Annotated in this window: 13 protein-coding genes; 2 read left to right on the forward strand and 11 right to left on the reverse strand. The window is 53.8% G+C overall.

Translation table 11 applies throughout. The annotated features are described in order from the left end of the window. Positions 1-75 precede the first annotated feature (75 nt). Together ACN28R_RS06840 and ACN28R_RS06845 are read right to left on the reverse strand one after the other, a co-directional pair. Positions 76-1,527, reverse strand: coding sequence for a glycoside hydrolase family 32 protein (locus ACN28R_RS06840; protein ID WP_095833992.1), 1,452 nt, complete (start codon positions 1,525-1,527; stop codon positions 76-78). Between the two features lie 6 nt (positions 1,528-1,533). Continuing rightward, positions 1,534-2,778: an oligosaccharide MFS transporter gene (locus tag ACN28R_RS06845; protein ID WP_048638735.1), complete on the reverse strand. Its 1,245-nt coding sequence runs from the start codon at positions 2,776-2,778 to the stop codon at positions 1,534-1,536. Positions 2,779-3,024: 246 nt separating this feature from the next. Between ACN28R_RS06845 and ACN28R_RS06850 the strand changes: the two genes are divergently transcribed. After that, on the forward strand, positions 3,025-3,975 hold the full coding sequence (locus ACN28R_RS06850; RefSeq protein ID WP_095833993.1) for an aminoimidazole riboside kinase: 951 nt from the start codon (positions 3,025-3,027) through the stop codon (positions 3,973-3,975). Between the two features lie 117 nt (positions 3,976-4,092). Here the strand turns inward: ACN28R_RS06850 and ACN28R_RS06855 are convergent, their stop codons facing one another. From ACN28R_RS06855 to ACN28R_RS06895, 9 genes are all read right to left on the reverse strand, one after another. Further along, positions 4,093-4,980, reverse strand: coding sequence for a LysR substrate-binding domain-containing protein (locus ACN28R_RS06855; protein WP_095835750.1), 888 nt, complete (start codon positions 4,978-4,980; stop codon positions 4,093-4,095). 203 nt (positions 4,981-5,183) lie between these two features. Next, positions 5,184-6,638, reverse strand: coding sequence for a CoA transferase (locus ACN28R_RS06860; protein WP_095833994.1), 1,455 nt, complete (start codon positions 6,636-6,638; stop codon positions 5,184-5,186). A 91-nt stretch (positions 6,639-6,729) separates the two neighbouring features. Further along, positions 6,730-8,310: a sodium:solute symporter family transporter gene (locus ACN28R_RS06865; protein WP_183096761.1), complete on the reverse strand. Its 1,581-nt coding sequence runs from the start codon at positions 8,308-8,310 to the stop codon at positions 6,730-6,732. Then, positions 8,310-8,573, reverse strand: a complete 264-nt coding sequence (locus ACN28R_RS06870; RefSeq protein WP_048638739.1) for a DUF485 domain-containing protein — start codon at positions 8,571-8,573, stop codon at positions 8,310-8,312. Before ACN28R_RS06870 ends, ACN28R_RS06865 begins: the two co-directional genes overlap by 1 nt. 572 nt (positions 8,574-9,145) lie before the next feature. After that, complete coding sequence (locus ACN28R_RS06875) at positions 9,146-9,592, reverse strand: ATP-binding cassette domain-containing protein (protein WP_236840196.1); 447 nt, start codon at positions 9,590-9,592, stop codon at positions 9,146-9,148. After that, the gene (locus tag ACN28R_RS06880) at positions 9,589-11,424 is read right to left on the reverse strand and encodes an excinuclease ABC subunit UvrA (protein ID WP_236840197.1); all 1,836 of its coding nucleotides are present in this window, start codon (positions 11,422-11,424) and stop codon (positions 9,589-9,591) included. The genes ACN28R_RS06875 and ACN28R_RS06880 overlap by 4 nt, the downstream gene beginning before the upstream one ends. 209 nt (positions 11,425-11,633) lie before the next feature. Next, on the reverse strand, positions 11,634-12,662 hold the full coding sequence (locus tag ACN28R_RS06885; protein WP_236840198.1) for an OmpG porin family protein: 1,029 nt from the start codon (positions 12,660-12,662) through the stop codon (positions 11,634-11,636). Between the two features lie 58 nt (positions 12,663-12,720). Continuing rightward, on the reverse strand, positions 12,721-14,235 hold the full coding sequence (locus ACN28R_RS06890) for a glycoside hydrolase family 32 protein (protein WP_095833995.1): 1,515 nt from the start codon (positions 14,233-14,235) through the stop codon (positions 12,721-12,723). Between the two features lie 45 nt (positions 14,236-14,280). Continuing rightward, entirely contained in the window at positions 14,281-15,384 is a 1,104-nt protein-coding gene (locus tag ACN28R_RS06895; protein ID WP_053085545.1) for an OmpG porin family protein, read from the reverse strand. 346 nt (positions 15,385-15,730) lie between these two features. Here ACN28R_RS06895 and ACN28R_RS06900 point away from each other — a divergent pair, with 346 nt between their 5' ends. Next, positions 15,731-16,726 carry a LacI family DNA-binding transcriptional regulator gene (locus tag ACN28R_RS06900; RefSeq protein ID WP_048638742.1) on the forward strand — a complete coding sequence of 332 codons (996 nt, stop codon included), beginning with the start codon at positions 15,731-15,733 and terminating at the stop codon, positions 16,724-16,726. Positions 16,727-16,974 lie beyond the last annotated feature (248 nt).

Here is a 16,974-nt window from a genome sequence, read left to right on the forward strand (position 1 = left end):
CGGTTTTTTATTGAAATGTTATCAGGCATGCCGCCTTGTCTGCTGGCATGCCTGATGGTTCGGCGGCAAAAACGATCAGCTGATTTTTCCGTGGCGAACGCTGTTGACGCGCGCGCCGCCGTTCTGGGCGAACAGGCTCAAGTGGCTTTGCTGCTCGTGAGGATAGATACGGCTGCTCAGGCAACTTTCGCCATCATTGACGAAGACTTCAACCGAAGAACGGTCGAAGAAGATGCGCAATTGCAGGTTGTCGGAAAGGGGCAGGGGCACGCTGCGATAGCCGCTGATGTTATATGCCGGATAGCGGCGCTCCAGCACCAGACGCTGCGCCTGATTATCTACGTAGATAAACAGCCCCTGTTCATTGTTCGGTTCGCTGCCGAGCGACACGCCATACTTCTCGGCATCGCTGTTCTGGAGATCGACATCCAGCGTCACGAACTGCGCGGCGCAGTCCTGAGCCAGCGGCAGGCTGCCATTCTTCAGCTCAACGTTGCACTGTTGACGGTCTTCATGGCAGCAGGCGTCGATTTCTGCTGCCGGCACCACCCGCAATCTATTGTCCGATGTCAGCGTCAATTCGCGCGGCATTGACAGCATCCCCGCCCATAAATGCTCTTTCTCCGGCATCAGGGATTCCCACATATCCAGCCAGCCCAGCATAATGCGCCGGCCATCCGGCGCCAGCAGTGTTTGCGGCGCGTAGAAATCGTGACCGGCATCGATCTCGATAAACGGGGTTTCAATCATAAACTCACTGCCGGGCTGCCATGTTCCGATCATATAACCGCTCTGGAATAAATTGCGGTTGCGATAACCTTCGGTCTTCATTCCCTGTGGGGAAAACAGTAAAACCCATTTATCGCCCAGCGGGAAAAAGTCAGGGCATTCCCACATGTAACTTTCGCCCGCAGCCGAGCGCGCCAGCAGCCCCTGCGGCTCCCAGTTACGCAGGTCGGTTGAGCGCCACAGACGAACTTCTCCCCGATTTTCCACCTTAAGCCCGAGCACCACGTACCAGTAGTCACCCATTTTCCAGACTTTGGGATCGCGGAAATGCTGGATCCCTTCCGGGGCATCAATGACCTTACCCTGCGGCGTGAAATGGATGCCGTCGCGGCTGGTGGCCAGGCACTGTACCTGCCGTAATCCTGCATCGCTGGCGCGATCGCCCTCGTGCACGTGACCGGTATAGATCAGCGCCAGTTCGCCGTTGTTGTCCACCGCCGAGCCGGAGAAGCAGCCATCTTTGTCATCTTTACCCGCCGGCGCCAGCGCTACCGGCAGATGCTCCCAATGGATCAGGTCGCGGCTGCGGGCATGGCCCCAGTGCATCGGCCCCCACACGGGTTCATAGGGGTAATGCTGATAAAACGCATGGTACATGCCGTCATACCAAACCAGGCCATTCGGATCGTTCATCCAACCGACGGTCGGCGCCAAATGCCAGGTTGGATACCACTCCATGTTCATTAAGGGCCGCGTAGCGGCAATGTAACTATTGGCTTTTTCTAATAACTCAATCATAGCAACTCACTTTATTGTGCGCGGGGTAAAGGTGGGGGAAGGCTGGACAGTCTTATTGGGTTCCAGCAGGAAGCAGGAAACCAGCGTGGTGAACAGCACCATGCCGCCCATAAACAGGTAGGTGCGGGCGAAACCGAACAGCTCATAGCTGTAACCTACGATAGGGGACAACAGACTGCTGACCACGGAACTGATACAGGTGAAGCCTACCAGGTAAATGGTTGTCGATAAGCGTTTGTCGAAGTTCAGACTGTTATATTTAAACAAAGAAATCAACAGGATGGGTAATTCAACCGCGTGCAGCAGTTTCATTAACGAGATGAGGACGACGCCGTTGACCAGACCGGATCCGATAACGCGTAACGCCATAATGCCGCTGGCTAAAATCAAACCGTTTTTGGCGCCGATGCGGTTAACCAGGAACGGGGCAAGGAACATGCCGCCGGCTTCAAGGAATACCTGCAGTGAATTCAGGTAGCCGAACATACTGTTGCCGGAGTGCAAATCGGGAAACTGTGAAGCAAAATAGACTGGGAACTGCTGGTCATATACGCCGTAAATACAGGTGCCGATAACAAAGACCACTAGCGCCCAGAAACGCGACAGACGCAACAGCCCCAGGGCATCGGCCAGGGTGATTTTTGACGGATCGCCGAACTGAAGCTGGCTCATGGCATTTTCTTTGGCGATGCGTACCTGACTCAGACACAGCAGAAACAGGCCGCCGGAAAGGGAGGCCAGCGCAAAGTTGTACCAGGGATTAATATTGAAGTTGATGCCGGCGAAGAAGGTGGCGACGGCCCAACCCAGCGATCCCCACATTCTGGAGCGGCCATATTCAATGCCTTTCAGGCGGCAAAAACGTTCAATATAGGCTTCCAGCAGGCCGATACCGCCGTTGAAAGTCGCGCCGATATATAACCCGCCGGCAATGCTGCCGAGATAAATATTAAAACGCAGAAGGTCGGCGAACAGCATAAAAAACGGCCCGCTGCCTATCAGCAGGAGAGCAATGAACCATAGCTGGTGTTTACCCAGCCCCAGTTTGTCCTGGATGTAACCATAAATCGGTTGCGAGCAGAACGACACCAGCAAAATCGCCGAGAAAATTATGCCGGTATCGGTGGCTCTAAGATTCACGTACTGGTTTAGCCAGATGGATAACAATGAGCAGGTCGATGACCAGGTAAAGAAAAAAAAGAAAAAGAGGCAGCTTAATAAAATATAGGTTTTTCTTGTTTCAGCGTTCATCAGTGTGACTCCTGACAGGTCGATGGCTGAATTGTTAACGTTAACTATGAAAAAACTAAAGCAGTTCGTTGTTGGAATGTGATGTTAATCATGAAAGTTAACGTTAACATTTTATTTTGTTCCGCAACCCGCTAGATTCCATTCAAGAGCGATTTCCAATTCCGTCCGAAGTGACTTTCCTGCTGAATACGCGGGACGGTACGGTAATACATTTTATTTTATAATCAAAGTGTTATTGAGGTATTTATGACGAGTAAAGTCTGGGTGTTGGGCGATGCGGTAATTGATCTATTCGCTGATGATATGCAGCGTTTATTACCTTGCCCCGGCGGCGCGCCGGCTAACGTGGCGGTGGGCATTGCCCGGTTAAACGGTAACAGCGCGTTTATTGGCCGCGTGGGCGATGAACCCTTTGGTCATCGTTTACAGCAAGTTTTGCAACAGGAAAACGTCGACACCTCATACCTGCACTACGACGCCCGCCATCGAACCTCTATTGTGTTGGTTACGTTGAACGAAGAGGGGGAACGACAGTTTACCTTTATGGTGCGGCCGGGCGCCGATCTGTTTCTTGAACCGGGCGATTTACCCGCTTTTTCCGCTGGGGAATGGCTGCACTGCTGTTCTATCGCACTGGCGGCAGAGCCATCGCGCTCCACCACGCTACAGGCGATGGCATCCGTCAGGCAGGCCGGCGGCTGGCTCAGTTTCGACGCCAATCTGCGCGACGATTTGTGGCCGGATCGCAGCCAGATGCGCGCCTGCGTCAAACAGGCGCTGGCGCTGGCCGATGTGGTGAAACTCTCCGATGAAGAACTGACGCTGATCACGGAAATCGACGATATGGAGCAGGCGATGACGGCGTTGGCTGATGAAATCAGCCCGTCGCTGCTGGTGGTCACTCAGGGGAAAGCCGGCGCCTGGGCAGGGCGGCCGGGTAAAATGACGTTCTATCCGGCGCACGCCGTGCGGGCGGTGGATACCACCGGCGCCGGCGATGCGTTTGTCGCCGGTCTGCTGGCCGGATTGAGTGAGATGGGCGTGCAATGGCGGGATAGCGCCGCGCTGCCGGCGATGATCGCGCAGGCTCAGGCCTGCGGCGCGTTGGCGACTACCTCGAAAGGGGCGATGACGGCGTTGCCGTATCGGGACACGCTGATTCGCTATCAGACGGAAACGGAAGCCGCACTGTCGTAAAGACTGGCTGGAGCACGCCGTGCTCTAATATCAAGGCGCGGCGTTTTGTGCATGATTCCCGGCATTCGGCGTCGTTCCGCCGCCGCACAGCGGAAAAGGGCGCGCAGCCAGAATAAGTTAAACGGCTATCGGCATGGTTTTTTCTTCTCTCAGGCAGTCGAGGAACAAGCGCATCGTCGTCGTTTGCTGCGCTTCCCGGCGGCGAATGAATAGCGTCGAGACGCGTGCTATCGATTCATCGACGGTATGTACCTGCAACCTGTCGGCCAGACCGGATTTTGCCACCACCGATCGCGGCAGCAACGTAATTCCCACGCCGGCGCCGATGCAGCCGAGGATACCGTCCAGCGAGCCGAAATCCAGACGCTGGAACGACGGCCTGCCGAGATAAACCAGCAACTGCTCCAACCGTTGACGATAGGCGCAGCCCATGCGGAACATCAGCGCCGTCACCGGTTGGCTATCCATACGAAATGCCTGCAAGGTCGGCCAGCGGCGCGGCGTAACCAGCACCAGCTCCTCTTCGAACACCTGCTCAGCGCTCAGCAGAGGATGGTCAATCGGACCGGCGACAAACGCGCCATATACCTCGTTGTTTAGCACACGCTCGACCAGCGCGGCGGTCGAGTCGATTTTCATTATCAGTTGCACGTCGGCATAGCGCGCATGAAAACGCGCCAATACGTCAGGCAGGCGCACGGCGAGCGTGGTTTCCATCGAGCCGATCATCAGCGGCCCCTGCGCTTCACCCTCGTCGCGCGCGACCCGCGCCGCTTCATCCAATAGCGCGACCGCCTGTTGGGCGTAGGGCAGTAGACGCTGCCCGGCGCCGGTCAGCGCCACGCCCCGGCTGTGGCGCTCCAGCAGCGGTAAACCGATATGGTTCTCCAGCGCCCGGATGCGCGTCGTGACGTTGGACTGCACGGTATTCAGCTCTCTGGCGGCGGCGGTGATATTGGCGCAGCGCGCGACGGTGGCAAAGGTCATCAGTTCGCAAATTTTCATTGTTATCATCCGAAAATCGAATCGATTGTTGATTTCGTCATCGTATAAAGAGATGGTTGCAAAAATCGCGCCACTTTCAGTAACAAACGAAACCTTATTATTCAATAAGATAAAATTTACGCTCCGTGACGTGACGCATTTTGCCAACAAGAAACGCTCGCATACCGGGGCAATGCGCCGCCGTAGTGCACGCGGATCGGGCATTATGCCTGACGGCGTGTACGCCACATCGGCCGATCGCTGCCCAACGGCGGCGTGGTGCCGAACCAACGGCAGGGCGTGGCGGACATATTCAGTACCGGCCCCAATGATTTCAGATCGCCGTAGCAGGTGTTTTCATCACATACCGCCAGCGACTCGAACTCTTCGGGAGCGAGCCGGCCCGGAGCGTCAGCGAAGTGCGTCACTAAACCCTGGCGCTGCAACAGCATCGCCGACTGACAAAGCGACACCTGAACGCGGTAACTGCCGCCCTCGCGCGCGCGCCGCGCCAACGCCAGCATACCGCCGAACGTCGCCAGAAAACCGGTCAGAAAGTCGCACATAAATACCGGCGTCAGCTTGGGCTGACCGGCGCCGATCGCCAACCCGTGGGTATGACAAATACCGGTTACCGCCTGCGCCACCTGATCCCAGCCGGCCCGGTCGGCAAAAGGGCCGCCGGAACCGAAACAGTTGACGGAAATGTGGATCAAACCCGGCCGCATTTTCACCAGATCCTCGACGCCAAAGCCGTGCGCCGCCAGCCGCTCCGGCCGGTAGCCGTCGATAAATACATCGCTGCTCCGCACCAGCTCCGTCAGTTGGGCCGCCTGATCCGGCTGACGGAAATCGAGGAAACAGCTGCGCTTGCCGTGGCTGGTATCGCGCACGAATGCGGGAACCTGCGGCAGGTCGGGGGCGGTCACCATAAGTACATCGGCGCCGTGCTCGGCAAAACCGATGCCCGCCGTCGGGCCGGCCAGGATGCGCGTCAGATCGAGCACCCGAATGCCGGCGGCAGGTTGGTCGCCAGCGGGCAGCGGCTCCGGCTCGCCGTCGGCTATTTTGCTGATTTCCACCACCGGACGGGAAGCCAGATAAGCGCCGTGCGGGTGTCGCAGCCACTCTTCGGCTGTGCGTACCTTGCCCGCACAGGCCTGTGCCTCCGCTATCGCCTCTTCCAGCTCATCGGCGTTCCAGCGCCGCACGCCTGCGCTAATTGATTCCGGCGTGCTCTCGCATTGCAAAACGTCCAGTATACGCCGCTCAAGATGGGGCAGATTGGTATGCGGCAGCAGCCAACCGTCATCCGCCGTCCGCCACGGCTGCGTCAGCGACACCATGTGCTTGATGGCATCGGAAACCAGGATGGGTTGGAATACGCCGTTCTCGTCCCGGCGTAGCGTCATATCGCCGCCGCCCAGCGAGGTCGCCGCCGCCGCGCGGACGTCCACGGCGATGCGCTGACGTTCGCCGGTGCGCAGTTCCCACAAGTCGTTGGCGGCGATGCCGCGTGCCGCCAGCGCCGCCGCCGCCGTTTCGCCGATGCGAAATGGCGTGGCGAAGAACGGATCGCCGCCGGTAACGTTGACTTCGTCATCGGGCAGCGGCGCGCCGCCGCGAATGCTCATCAACTCGGCGAAGGCGCCGGATTGGGCGATAAATTGTTTACTCATGCTGTGGTTCCCCTGGTGTTGGCGTCGGGCGGCGCGCAGACCGCCGGCGGGTTAATGGTGAACAATGGATGAAAACGACAACGGGCGCGGTTCAGGAGGCCTGCCGCTGCGTATATTGCATCGGGCGCCGTTCCAGCAGTGAAACCGCGATGGCTACCGTGAACGCCAGCGGCACGGTAATAATCGCCGGCGGATCGATGGGAAATGCCGGCGCGGCGTATCCCAGCACTTTTACCCAGATGGACGGCCCCAATATCGTGAGCGCCAGCGATGCAATCAGCCCCGCCGCTCCGCCCCATACCGCTCCGCGAGCGGTAAATCGCCGCCAGTAAATCGCCAGAATCAGCACCGGAAAGGTGGAGGAGCAGGAAATAGAGAACGCCAGGCTAATCATGTAGGCAATATTCTGACCTTTGAACGCGATGCCCAGCAGCACGGCAATAACGCCCAACACCAGCACGGCGGCTTTCATGATGCGCATTTCGCGCTGCTCCGAGCCGGGTTTTCTGCCAAACAGGCAACCGTAGATATCATGGCTGATCGCCGACGCACCGGAAATGGTCAAACCGGCGACCACGGCCAGAATGGTGGCGAACGCCACGGCGGACAGGAAACCGAATAGGGGATCGCCGCCGAGAGTATAGGCCAGATGCAGCGCCGCCGTATTGGTTCCGCCGATTAACGTTCCGCCCGCATCGAATAACTGCGGCTGAGTACGCAACAGATAGAGAGCGCCAAAGCCGATGATAAAAATCATCGCGTAGAAACCATTCATAAAGATGGTGGCCCACAGTACCGAGCTGCGTGCGGCGCGGGCATCGGGTACGGTGAAAAAGCGCATCAAAACATGCGGCAGGCCGGCCGTGCCGAGCATCAGCGCGATGGCAAGAGAAATGCCGGATACGGGATCGCGGGCCAGCGCCGACGGCAGTAGAATATTTTGGCCGGACGGATGGACGCCCACCGCGTCGTTCAGCAATTGATTAAAGCTGTAACCGGCGCTCTTCATGACCAGAAAACTGATGAACAAACAGCCGCCGATCATCAGCACGGCTTTGACGATCTGCACCCAGGTGGTCGCCATCATGCCGCCGAACGTGACGTATAGCACCATCAGAATGCCGACCAGCATAATGGCGTAAACGTAATCGATACCGAATAGCATCTGTATCAGTTGGCCGGCGCCCACCATCTGCGCAATCAGATAAAACAGTACGATAATCAGCGAGGCGCAGGCGGAAAACACGCGTATCGCGCGGCCCTCCAGACGCGAACAGACGACGTCGATAAAGGTGAACTTGCCCAACCGCCGCATTCTGCCCGCCATCAGGAATACCACGATGGGCAGACCGGTGGTGTAGCCGATGGCGTATATCAGGCCGTCGAAACCGCTGGTGAACACCAGCGCGCACAGTCCGAGCAGCGCACCGGCGGACATGGCGTCGCCGGCGATGGCCAGACCGTTCTGGAAGCCGGAAATCTGGCCGCCGGCGTTGTAAAAGTCACTGGCGGTTCGCGTCCTTTTCGCCGCCCACCAGGTAATATACAGCGTAACGGCGATAATCAGCATAAACAGCGTGATAGCGGTGGCGCTGGCTCCCCGGGCGACGCCGGTATCCGCATGCGCTGAATTCATCGCCAGCAGCGAACAAAGAAAAATAAACATCTTCATTACTCTTTCTCCGTGACACGGTTAGCGAGCGCCACATACGCGGCAGTTAATATGATTCCACTGACGATAACCAGCATTCCCAGAACAAAGGATAGCGGTGTGCCGGAATTTAAAAATTCCCGACCTAATAGCGGAACGTTAAAGGCACAAATAAGGATGAAGCTAAAAAAAATAATTATTTGCACGCAGGTAAATATCACCCCCATTAGCAACGATTCATCTTTATCTGCTGAATCTGTTAATTGTGCAGAACTCTTTTTCATACTGGCGCTTTCCCGCATAATGAATGGAATGATTTATATCCGTTCGGCTTCAGGGGCAGACGCACTGGCCACGCTGAATTATTCAGGAGATATCCCCGGAAAGTTCCGTTGCGGCAAGCGTCATTGCCGCTTAGCCCGATACTAGCCAGCGGTAGCGATATGTAGAATCGATTAAATATGATGTGTGCAATCTGTTTTTTTGATGACGTAAATCCGGCTTATTTTTCTGCCCCGCATAAGTGCATTGCGCCCCAGAATGGTTATCGATATTCACTAAGATCAGGCAGTTGGCGGATAGGTAGGTTGCAGCTCATCTTTCATTGCATAAAAGTGCAGGGCAATATACTGGTAATAATGGGTTTTTTATTATTCTGTGAAATATTTTCTCTATATAAGGAAAATTGGCATAATTTATTCCAGCCAGCCGGCTTTGATAATGGGGAATATAAATAGGTTTTTAATAACTAAAAAATATAATTCAGTCGAACGATAATGCGGGAAATATGGGTTCCGGCGGATTTACCTGGTGCGTTACCGCCGGTCGTCAGGCCGCTTACCAACCGAAACGGCCATCAATAAAACCCTATAGAGGGCGATTCGTCAATATAACGCCGCAGTTCCTGACCGGTAATTGACCCGTTGGCCGTTAGAATTTGGCGCGACTCCCCGGCAAACATCACTTGCCCCCCGGCGTTACCGGCTTCAGGGCCAAGGTCGATAATCCAGTCGGCCGCCAGCATGGCGTCCAGCGCGTGCTCAACCATAATGACCGTAACCCCTTGCTTAACGAGAGATCTGACCAATGCCAGAAACAGGGTGATATCATTACCGTGCAGACCGGTGGTCGGTTCATCCAAAATCAAAATATCCAGCTTATCTTCAAGCCGCGAAGCAAGTTTCAATCTTTGCCTTTCCCCTCCAGACAATGTCGCCGTGGCGCGTCCTATTGATAAATGTCCTAATCCGACGCGAGACAGGCGTGTCAGCGCCGAGCCGATGGGTAAATCATTCGATGTCATAACCGCCGTTGCCTCATCGACCGACATGGCGAGGACATCGGCAATGGTTTTTCTCTATAAAGGTAACTGAGCGCCTTCTGGTTAAAACCTGTTCCGCCGCACGCCTCGCACTCAGACAGGGTGCTGTCAAGGAAGGCGAGTTCAGTAGAGATGACGCCGTGGCCCCGGCATACCGGACATGCGCCCCGAGACGATGACGTGAACCAACTACGGCTGACGTGATTTTCCTGGGCGAACCTGTCGCGAATACTATCCATAAATCCCATGTAGGTCGCGACGGTGGATGAGATGCTGCCGCGCACTGGCTTTTGGTCAATCAGCAACGCCGTGGGCGCTTGCGTGAGAATTTCCTGCACTAGAGAGCTTTTGCCCGAACCGGCGATGCCGGTTAACACCGTCAATAGACCACGAGGGATATCGACGGAGATCCCCTTCAAATTATGCAGCCGCGCATGGCGTACGGCTATCGAGCCGCCTTGCGGTAAACGGGATTGACCAAAGGCGCGCGGCCTGCACAGGTAGCGGCTGGTTGGCGTCCCGCTGGCGAGAAAATTTTTCATCGGGCCGGCAAATAAGATTTGTCCTCCTTTTTCTCCTGGTCCCGGCCCCATATCGACAACAAAATCCGCAATGTCGATTAAATCGGGATCGTGCTCCACCACCAGAACCGTGTTGCCTTTGTCGCGCAACCGCTGGAGTATGGCGGCCAGATGCCGGACATCACGTGGATGAAGTCCGGTAGACGGCTCGTCCATGATATAGGTGAAGCGGGTCAGAGAGCTATTGAGGTGTCGGACCATCTTGATACGCTGCGCTTCACCGCCGGATAGGGTGGGTGTGGGACGCGCTAATTGCAGATATCCCAGCCCCAGATCCAGCATGGTATCCAACAGCACGGTGAGATTTTCAATTGCCGGCGCGATCGCCGGCATATCCCAACCCTTTACCATGTCTGATAACTTGTCTATGGACAGGCGGCTGAGTTCATCAATGTTGTATCCGTTAATACGACATTTCAGCGCCGCGTCATTCAGCCTTGCCCCGCCGCATGCCGGACAGGTGGTTTGCCGAATAATTCGGGCAAGATCGTCAGCGTAACGTTTTTTGAATGTCTCATTATCATGGCCCAAAAACATGCGTTTAAAACGATGGACGATCCCTTCGTATTTTGCTGTCGCGTACCAGCCGGGGGGAGGGGATTGAAGCGGCGCCGGTTCTGCATAAAGCAACGTGTTCAGTTGTTCTGGCGTGTAGTCGCGCAGTTTCATATCAGGATCGAATAGTCCGGTGCGCTTATACCATTTCCAATACCAGGTGCCCGGCGCATAGCCGCGGAAGGTGAATGCCCCCTCGTTGATCGATTTATCAAGGTCGATAAGCTCATCAATATCAAATTCGCTGGCAACGCCCAGCCCCTTGCAGCGCGGGCACATACCCGTTGGATCGTTAAACGAAAAAACGGGCGAATAGCCAACGAAAGGAACGCCGGCACGAGAAAAAATAAGACGCAGTAGCGAAGAAGCATCGGTAGCGGTGCCGACAGTCGAGCGGTTATTGGTACCTATGGCTTTCTGATCGATGATGATAGCGGTAGAGAGGCCGGTAATCAGATCCACCTGCGGTATCCCCGCATGCGGAAGGCGGTTACGAACATAGCTTGGGTAGGTAAAATTAAGTTGCCGCTGAGATTCGGCCGCCAATACGCCGAATGCAAGCGATGATTTACCTGACCCTGATACGCCAGTAAAAACGGTAATTTGCCCTACGGGTATAGCAACAGAAACGCCTTGGAGATTATTCTGTGTTGCGTTAACGACTTTAATCCACTGCAAAACGGAGTCCTTTTCACCTTTTTCGTATCGACTAAGCGAAAGTGAAATGAAAATATACTTGGTTATTATAGGTTAAGAATTTCAGCCAATATGAATATTTATCATTCAGCGTCCGTGCGGTTCTGTTGTCTGCAGCCAAAGAGGATAAGTAACCAGGTTTAACTTTACGCGGCGCGCCGCTAAACCGGCGCGCCGCGACAGCATGAAAATCAGAAGTTGAAATCGGCTGACAACATATAGGACATGTTGATGGCTTTACCGCTGGTGACCCAACTGCCGGATTGTTTGTCATCCGACGCCTTCACTTCCCCGGAAATATTGAATCGCTTACTTATCGGGTAGTTGGCGCCCAGCGCGACATATTTATAGCGGGTGTTCTGGAACACTTCGCCATCGTCGGGGCGGGCATTGTATTTGCGATAATGACCGATACCGCTGTGCAGGGTGGTGGTCAGGCTGTTATCCCAGTTGTGCCAAACGCCCACGCTGGTGGTCCAGTCCTGATCGTTGATATTTCCCCACTGTTTGCGCTCCAGCTTGCCTTCGCTATAGCGGCTACGCAGCCAGACGCCGGTGCTGTCGGTAATGATGTATTGCAGACCAGGCTCAATTTCACTGGTGGTGACATCGGTATCATTAACCCAATCCGCGCCGGCCGAGCGTTTGTGCTGCAGATCCTGATAAAAATAGCTGAACATGGACAAACGGTCGGTCAGGCGATAGGTTCCGTATAATTTGTACCGCACCTGCCAGCGTTCATTCAGCGATTCGCTGCCGACCAGCAGTTCCGCTCCCACGTCTCCCCGGCCAATCTGGTGATTGTAGCCAAAAATCAACTGGGTGCGCTGGGTCTGCTGCTCATATTTCTGGCTGGTAAAACTGCCCTGATATTCGGTTTCCCGGCCGTTGTAAAAAGCCAGATACCAGGAGGGAAGGCTATCGTGACGCAATACGGCCTGCGATAGAACGAAGTTATCCGATCCATCGTGCGTGGTGTTATTTTTCCAGTTGGTATCGGTAACTTCGAACTTGCTTTTGATATTGCCGTGTACCTTGCCGCCGTGGGCATAGGAGGATTGGGCGGTGGTCCACATAATTTCCTCGTCCAGATACGACCAGGGATTGACGCCAATAACCGTACCTTCATCATTACGCATGATGTCCATCGCCGCCTGACCGGTCATGGGTAAAACGGTAATGGCGAGCAGCGCCCATTTTTTAGAGATATTCGTTTTCATAAATAATTCCCTTGCGAAAAACTACCGCAATGCAGTGAGAAATAAGGCGACTCGGTAATTAAAAATGCCGAATACGCAGATCGCTGGTATCGATATTGCTCTGGGGGGCGCTGATCGCCCATTTCTTGCCGGAAATATGGTACATGCGCGTACTAAAGGCGATATTGTCGTTGATGTAGAACACGGCAATGGAGTCCTCAATAATCACTTTCAGATTAATATTGTCGGATAATGGCGTTTCTATACCCATTTCCGGTTTGCGTTTGGGTAACTCATTTATTCCCGCGGTGTAAAAAAGCACTTTATTGGTTTTTTTATTAAATACGATATTCAGCGGCGCGTTCTGCGGTATATCGTCATCCATGCCAAAGCTGAAAATCGCGCCGTCGCCGTGAATAGGCAAATTACCGCTAATTTCGGTGGTGCCGGTTAACGGTGCGAATACCTGACTGCCGATCTCCCCAAATGACGCGGCGCTGTTTTCATTCAATAGGGGACGCAGTTGGCTGGCCTGCGGCGCTTTCTGTGCGAATACATCCGTTATTTCCCGCGGCAGCCGGGTTCTTAGCTGGCCGCCGGCGTCCGCGGTTAGCTCATGGGCAATAAGATTGCCCGCCCAGTCGATATTGCCCGTATTCTCTTCGCCGGCTTTGGTTGGCACCCAGCCAAAAACGAATAGGCGCTGGTCTTTTTCAACCAATTTGCCCGCGTAGAGGCCGGCGCCGTCAAAATAGAAATTAGCGGGTTTAACGAAGGGACCGTTCGGCGACTCCGCCATGCGGTATTGCGTCAGGCGGTGCGGCCACTGGTCGCTAAAGCTGAGATACCAACGCCCGTTGAAATAGACCAGCGTCGGGCATTCCAGATTGGCGTCATAGCTTGGCGTATCATTGCGGAACAGCACGCCTTCATCTTTCCAGTTAGCCAGATCGGTGGAGGTATATTTAACGATCACGCCGGTGCCATTCTGGCGGGTGGTAATCAGCATCCAGTAGCGTTGCTCTTCGGGAATATAGACGACGTGCGGATCGCGGAAGTCATTCCCCCGATATTCTTTACCCGGAAGAAAAGTATCCTTAGGGTGCTTGGTCCAGTTACGCATATCGCTACTGGTGGCGTGCATAATCGACTCTACCGGAAAAACATTCTGATTATGGGCGGTATACCAGGCGTGATAAGTCGCGCCGGCCTTAATGATCGAACCGGTGCCTAATAACAGCTCAGGGCTGTCGAGATCGTTAACATAAGGGATCACTTCCCCCAGGTTTTGGTAGTTATACAGATTATTGGTCGACAACAAATGGAAAGCGTGCACGCCCAGATCTTTGCCGCCGCGAATATCATTAAGATGAAAGATATAAAATTGGTTATTTTCAGCGTACGGCATCGGATCGCCGATATAAGAGCCGGGCACGCGAGGAAAAAAGGCATTGACTGCTTGGTGAACTTCAACGTGGGTTCCTTTGGCCGCCTGGTCTTGACTATCGCTTGAGGCGGATGCGCTACACGCGGTATTCAGCGAAGTCATTAAAACCAGCAAAATTGCCGTCGTAATTTTATTTGTTCCAAACATGGTGATCTCTCTTACTAAAAGATTATTTTCATATGAGTGAATGCATCAGAAACTGTATTCAATACCGACGATAGTAAAGGGATTCCAGGAATGGCCTTCATTAGTCCATTGACCATATGATTTGGTGAACTGTGCTTTAAATTCGCCGTACAGTCGTAGATTATCGACAATGGGATAACTGGCGGTTGCGCCGATAAAATTGTATTTCCCGTTGTAAAAGACTTCCGATCTATTGGCGTTATTATATATTTTGTCATTACCAAAGCCGACGTACAGCGAAGTCAGCAGGGGATACCAGTTACGCCATAATCCGGCGGTCACTTTCCATTCTTCTTCAATAATATTTCCCCAGGACTGGCGAACCTGTTTCTCCCAGGAATAATAAGGACGAATATAAAGACCTAAATCCGGGTTCACCCGATATTGAAGCGCCGGTTCCATTTCCATAATGTGGTGTTCCAGATCGCCATTGCCGGAATCATTACTCTGCGGCTGATATTCGCGGAATATATAACCGGATACCGACCATTTATCGGTGAAACGCGATTCTCCCCATAGTTTCAGACGTCCTTTCCAGCGTTTACTCGCGCTTTCCGTTCCGCCCAGGACTTCCACCCCCCAATTACCACGATAAAATTCATTAATTTTACCGATATACATTTCGTTAATGGTATTGGTGCTGCCGTAATCCTGATTGGAAAATTGACCGCTATAGCTATCTTCGCGGGCGTTCCAATAACCAAAATACCAGCCCGGTAATTCATCGTGACGCAGCCATGCCTGAATAAGCGCCAATTTAAATTTGCCGCCGTTTTTGGTGTTGTTTTTCCAGCGCGTGTCGTCTATTTCTATTTTGCTGCCAATATTGCCGTGCAGGCCTCCGGCATCCAGTGAGCTGTCCACCGTATTCCAGTGCACCGACTGCTGCTCCTGAGATATACGCGCGATATCCACATTATTATCTTCCTGCTTGTCGCCTGTCGTTGTTGCTTGTCCTGTTGTTCCCAGGGCGGCGACATCCCAATTGCCGGTGCTCTTAGTGCTGGACGGCCATTCTTGTTCTGCTTCTGCGGCGTTTTCAGCCGTTGCCGCCGCCGCGGCCTGGCCTGCAAACAGCGCAAGCGAAATACAGAGATATGTATTTTTCATCACGTATGGGTCTCATCATCATTATTGGTGGGAGTCGCACATTTGCTCCAGGTAGTAAGCAAATCGTGCGAGTTAACGTTAACATCCAGAGGGGAAGGGAAAGAAGATGAGGCGTTTCAGAATTCTGATGTTAATCACAATAGTTAACGTTAACATTGGTTTTATGAGATCGCCGTCATATTTATTGTTAAAAATCGGTTTATTACGAGGCGATCGGCATGAATATAATAAATCATCAGAAATAGGGTACATGCCTAATATCAGATTTGCCGGGTTTCGTTTATCCGCTGTGTGCCTTGAATCGCGTTATATGCGTTTGTGAAATAAATAAAGGAATAAGGACGGTATGGCTTCTTTAAAAGATGTGGCAAAGCTGGCGAAGGTTTCGTTGATGACGGTATCGCGGGCTTTGAACAGTCCGGAAAGTCTGAAGCCGGAAACGTATCAACGCGTTAAACAGGCGATTGAGGCGCTGAATTATGTGCCCGATCTGTCGGCGAAAAAAATCCGGGGCGCCAGGGCCACGCCGAAAACCATTGGCGTGCTGGCGTTGGATACCGTGACCACGCCGTTTTCGGTTGAAATGACCCTGTCGATCGAAGAGACGGCCCGGGCCCACGGCTGGAACAGTTTTGTCGTCAACATGTTCATGTCTGACTGTGTGGACGATATCGTCGATTTATTGCTATCGCACCGGCCTGCCGGGATTATCTACACCACCATGGGGCTGCGCTCGGTGCCAGTGCCGAAAAAGCTGCTGAGTCTGCCGTGCGTACTGGCGAACTGCGAAAGCGAGCACGGCGAGGTGGCCAGCTACATACCGGATGATGAACAAGGGCAATATGACGGCGTTCATGCGCTGCTCAGCGCGGGCTACCGTAAGCCATTGTGCATTCATCTGCCGAAGGAGAGGCTGGCCAGCGCCCGGCGGCGGCAGGGGCTTGAGCGCGCCTGCCGCGAGTTTTCGCTCGACCCTGAACAGCTGTGGCAACATCATCTGCGCCTTGGCGATGAGTATTACATCGATGCGGTGACGATTATCGAACAGTATTTTGACCACGGAAAACCGCAGTTTGACTCGGTGGTGTGCGGCAACGACAGAATCGCGTTTCTGGTTTACCAGACGTTACTGTCGAAAGGCATTCGCATACCGCAAGACGTCGCGGTGTTGGGGTACGATAATCTGGTCGGCATCGGCGATCTGTTCCTGCCCGCATTGACCACCGTACAACTCCCGCACTATGAAATCGGCCGGCAATCAACGCTGCATATTATCAATCGTCAGGAACACATCGACATCACCAAAATAGCCAGTCCGCTTCTGCGGCGCGACTCGTTGTAGTCGACGAGCCTGACGTGTTGGTAAGACGTTAGGCTGGCTCCCGTCTGGTATTAGGACGCCGGTTATGATGCTTATCGATCCAGCCAAGCGCGGTTTTCCCTCGCGTTCATCAGTGCCCCTCGTCGCCGATTTTAAGGCTAAATGAACGGTTATTTTCTTCATTTTCCATTGTCGGAAAAATTATTTTCATTATCTAATTTATTCTTTTAACAAAGAAAATTGAGTTTTTTAGGCCAATATTTTCTATC

This window comes from Brenneria goodwinii (genome assembly GCF_002291445.1).
Taxonomy (GTDB): domain Bacteria; phylum Pseudomonadota; class Gammaproteobacteria; order Enterobacterales; family Enterobacteriaceae; genus Brenneria; species Brenneria goodwinii.